This window comes from Streptomyces sp. LS1784 (genome assembly GCF_020103755.1).
In the GTDB taxonomy this organism is placed as follows: Bacteria; Actinomycetota; Actinomycetes; order Streptomycetales; family Streptomycetaceae; genus Kitasatospora.
This window is the reverse complement of record NZ_JAHSQD010000655.1, coordinates 1-4,209: the sequence shown is the minus strand read 5'-3', so window position 1 is coordinate 4,209 and position 4,209 is coordinate 1. Positions and strand designations below refer to the sequence as shown.

The 4,209-nt window shown below is 74.0% G+C and carries 4 protein-coding genes; 1 reads left to right on the top strand and 3 read right to left on the bottom strand.

The features are described from left to right. From egtA to KS423_RS39890, 3 genes are all read right to left on the bottom strand, one after another. On the bottom strand, positions 1-1,076 hold a 1,076-nt coding region (gene egtA, locus KS423_RS39900), incomplete at its 3' end, for an ergothioneine biosynthesis glutamate--cysteine ligase EgtA (protein ID WP_224284624.1). A 263-nt stretch (positions 1,077-1,339) separates the two neighbouring features. Next, a complete protein-coding gene (locus tag KS423_RS39895; protein WP_224284623.1) occupies positions 1,340-2,563 on the bottom strand; it encodes an aminotransferase class I/II-fold pyridoxal phosphate-dependent enzyme in 1,224 nt (407 codons plus the stop codon). Further along, positions 2,560-3,027: an SRPBCC family protein gene (locus KS423_RS39890; protein WP_224284622.1), complete on the bottom strand. Its 468-nt coding sequence runs from the start codon at positions 3,025-3,027 to the stop codon at positions 2,560-2,562. Before KS423_RS39890 ends, KS423_RS39895 begins: the two co-directional genes overlap by 4 nt. Positions 3,028-3,276: 249 nt before the next feature. Between KS423_RS39890 and KS423_RS39885 the strand changes: the two genes are divergently transcribed. Further along, the gene (locus tag KS423_RS39885; RefSeq protein WP_224284621.1) at positions 3,277-4,083 is read left to right on the top strand and encodes an SAM-dependent methyltransferase; all 807 of its coding nucleotides are present in this window, start codon (positions 3,277-3,279) and stop codon (positions 4,081-4,083) included. Positions 4,084-4,209 lie beyond the last annotated feature (126 nt).

Here is a 4,209-nt window from a genome sequence, read left to right as displayed (position 1 = left end):
CGCCAGACCTCGCTGCGCGGCGGGCGCGGGCCGCCCGCCCCCTCCGGTCGATCGAAGGGGTCCAGCCGCTCCAGCGCGGCCAGCGCGGCGTCGGCGGCCACCGGGTCGTCCAGCAGGGCGGTGACCAGCGCGGCGACCACCACCCAGCCGTCCCCGGGCTGGGCGTCGATCATCCGCAGCTCCAGGTGGCCGCGCGGGCGCACCGGAGGGAAGAGGGTGGTGCGGTGGTAGTCCAAGTCGTCGAGCGTGGGCGGGCGTTCGCCCGCGCCGCGGATCCAGTCGCGGAAGGTCAGCCCGGCCGGGGCCGTCCAGGGAAGGCCCTCGGGCCGTCGTACGCACAGCACCCGGGCGTCCAGCACGTACTGCGCCCAGGCCTCGCGCGGGTCGCCGTGGTCCGGCTCCGGGGCGAGCGTGCGGGTCGGGTCCATCCGGGACCAGACGGCCTGCCGGGTGGACCGGTGACCGGTCGGACGTCCGTCCAGGACGGGGGAGTTGGCGAAGGCGGCGACCAGCACCGGGCCCAGTAGGTGGGCCAGTCGCCAGCGGTGCTCCATCGCGTGCGGGCCGTCCGCGTCGCCGGCGTCCAGGCACACCTGCACCGACGCGGTACCGGTCATCATGATCCGGCCCCAGGGCCCGGCGGAGTCGAAGAAGCGCTCCATCGCGAGGTAGCGGGGGTGGTCCAGCACCATCCGTCGGGGGCGGGCCAGCGGGTCCGTCCCGGTGCCGGTGAGTCGCAGGCCCTGCGCCGCGAAGGCGGCCCGCAGGGCGGTCAGATCGCGGCGAGTGTCCTCGACGCAGGCCAGGAGGCCGGTGGCGGGCGGGGAGCTGAGCTCGACCTGTCCGCCGGGTTCGAGTGTGAGACGCGAACCGGAGGGGAGCGAGGTGCCGTCCGGGCCGCCGAGGGGCAGCGACTCCAGTGCGGCGTGGAGCAGTTCCGGCCGTACGGGCCGGGAGGGACATCGATCGTCATGGACGAACCACTCGACCTCCACACCCACCAGGCGGGGCGGTCCGATCTTGAAACAGACGCCCGACACGTGGCTGCGCGCCCCCGATTCGGTCAGCGGGGTCACCCCCGGAGGGGGTAGTGGCGTGCTCTGCCGGTCGGGCGGAGTGGTGCGGGATACCGGTATCACCGGACTCACCATCCTCGGGATCACGATTGCGGCCCGGTCTACCCTGCCCAGTCTGCTACGGAGCATGCCGGGGCGCCCCGCAAAAATCGTGTGAACGTTCGTTCTTGCAGGTCAGCGGTGTGGCGAACGGGTGAGGCCGGGATCGCCGGGTGGTCGGCCGGCGGGGTGCGGGGTGGGTCCTGTCGGGGCATGTGCCGGGGTCACAGGCGCTCCAGCCGTTCCAGGACGGTCGCCAGCACCGGCCCCGGCAGGGCGTAGTTCAGGCGTAGCGAACCCCGGCCGCCGGGGCCGAACTCGGCGCCGTCGGAGGCCTCCAGGCCGCAGCGCTCCACCAGCGCCCGGCGGGCGTCTGCGGGCGGCAGGCCGAGCGCGGCGGCGTCCAGCCAGAGCAGGTAGGAGGCCTGCGGGGCGGAGCGGACGGCGGGCCCGAGCCGATCGGTCAGCCGGGTGCGGGCGGCGGCCAGGTGGGCGAGCAACGCGTCCAGCCATGGGGTGCCCTCGCACAGCGCCGCCCGCTGTACGGTCTGCTCCAGCAGGCCTCCCTCCCAGAGCCCGTAGCCGGCCAGCGCCTCGGTGAGCCGGGCCCGCAGTCCGGGGTCGGGGACGAGGGCGAAACTGCTGGGAATGCCGGAGCAGTTGAAGGTCTTGCCGACGGAGTTGAGGGTGACGGCCAGGTGCCGGTGCGCCGGGTCGACGGTGGTGACGGCGACGGGGTGGGCCCGGCCGGGGTGGGTGAGGTCGCCGTGCACCTCGTCCGAGACCAGCAGCGCACCGTTCTCGGCCGCTCGTGCGGCGAGAGCGCGCACCGCGCCGGCCGACCACACCGTGCCGGAGGGGTTGTGGGGGTTGCTCAGGAGCACGGCGCCGGCGGGGCGGGGGAGCGGGCCGTGCGGGAGTCGGTAGCCGCCCGGGCCCAGGTGCAGCGGCAGTTCGCGGTACGGGAGGCCGGCCGCGCGGCAGAGTTGGGCGAAGCCGCCCCACTCGGGGGTGGGGAAGAGGACGGGGGCCTGCGGCCGTACGGTCTCCAGCAGGATGCGCAGTGCGGTGCGGGGGCCGCAGGGCAGCAGCAGGACCCAGTCCGGGTCCACCGCGGCGCCGTGCCGGGCGCGGTACCAGTCGGCCACCAGCGTGCGGCCGGCCGGGTCGCACACCGTGTAGCCGTACGCGCGGTGACGGGCGCGCCGCTCCAGCGCCTCGGCGACGGAGGGCGGGCCGGGCAGGTCCATGTCGGCGAGGCCCATCGGGATCACCCCGGGGGCGTCCGCACGGGCCCACTTGCTGCTGCCGGTGCCGGTGCGGTCGAAGGGGGCGTCAAAGCCGAAGCCGGGGTCGGGGGCGTCGGCGGGCGCGGGGGCGGAGGCGTCGCGAACAGATGACAGATTTCGAAATCTGTCATCTGTTTGCTGAAAGCTGTCGTCTGTCATCTGTTCGCCGCCAGATACGCCGCGAGCCCTCGCTGTCCACGGAGCATCATCACCGCGTGGTTGGCCCGGAACAGCGGGTGCAGCGGTAGGGCGAGCCGGCGCAACAGGGGCTTGCCGGGCCGGGTGTCCTCCTCGAAGAGCACCCGGCTGCCCGCGCCGTCCGGCCCGCCCGGCCCGTCCGGCGTCACCGTGAACCGCGACCAGCCGTCCAGGTCGCCCCGCATGGTCACCTCCAGCACCCCGGCGACCGGGTCGCGCCGACTCGCCACCAGGCCGATCGCCAGGCGGTACGGCAGTAGTGCGCGCACCACCATGTCCCCGGAGTCGTCGCCGGTCGGCCGGACCTCGCGGACCTCCGGCCACCACAGCGGATAGCTCCGCACGTCCTCCAACGCCGCGTAGACGGCGGGTGCCGGAGCCGTGAGCCGCCAGACGCCCCGGAATCGGTAGTGGTTGGGATCCACGGCCCCCACACTATTGCGGCCCGGTCGGGCGGAGGGGCGAACGCTGCTGGAACGTTGTCGAGTTGGTCCGCGGCTCAGGCCCCGCCCGGAAGTGAACGTTCCGGAAACGCCCGTCAGCCGGGAAGGGGGCACTCCGCTTGCACCCGTTCGGGGTGCAGGGGAGGATCTTCCGTGCTTGTAGTCTCATCAGTCACGGCAGCACCCCCTGGGCGCTGCAACCCCAGAATCCGGAGTGAAGGAGTCACAGGCATGCGGCGACCGAGCTGGGTACCGGAGGGTACGGACCTGGACAAACCGAACGCCGCGCGGGTCTACGACTACTACCTGGGGGGCTCGCACAACTTCGAGGTCGACCGGGAGATGGCCCGCAAGGCGATCGCCCTGTGGCCGGAGCTGCCGCAGATCATGCGCTCCAACCGCGCCTTCCTGCGCCGGGCCGTGACCTTCCTCGCCGAGCAGGGCGTCACCCGCTTCCTGGACATCGGATCCGGCATCCCGACCTTCGGAGCGGTGCACGAGATCGCCCGCGCGATCCGCCCCGAGGCGACAGTCGTCTACGTGGACCGCGACCCGGTCGCCGTCGCGCACAGCCGCCTGCTGCTGGAGGACGACCCGGGCAGCGCCGTCGTCCAGGCCGACCTGCGCGACGCCGCCGACCTGCTGGCCCGTCCCGAGGTCGCCGAACTGCTGGCGGCCGGCGAACCGGTGGGCGTGCTGCTGGTTGCCGTCGCCCACTTCGTCGGCGACGAAGACGACCCGTGGAAGCAGATCGGTGTGATCCGCGACGCCCTCCCGCCCGGCAGCGCGCTGGTGCTCTCGCACGCCTCTCTGGAGGGCCGCCCGGACCAAGCCGAGGACCACCAGAAGCTCTACCGGCGGACGCCGACCCCGCTGACCATGCGCACCCACGAGCAGATCACCGCGATGTTCTCCGGCTTCGAGCTGGTCGAGCCGGGCGTGGTCTACCTGCCGCTGTGGCGCCCGGACCAGCCCGGTACGGTCGGCGAGCACCCCGAGCGGATGACCGGCGTGGCGGGCGTGGGGTTCCGCCCTTGATCGGACGCGACGGACGAGGCGCCGACGGCCGTACGCCCCGCGCGGCGGCCGCCGGGAGCACGGCGCCGGGTACGGGCGGCGGCGGGACTCGCGACCGCGGGATCCGCGGCCGTGAGACGCACGGCC

Coding starts and splice junctions, on each gene's coding strand:
- KS423_RS39895 (WP_224284623.1), bottom strand. CDS start 2,563: ATGACAGACGACAGCTTTCAGCAAACAGATGACAGATTTCGAAATCTG.
- KS423_RS39885 (WP_224284621.1), top strand. CDS start 3,277: ATGCGGCGACCGAGCTGGGTACCGGAGGGTACGGACCTGGACAAACCG.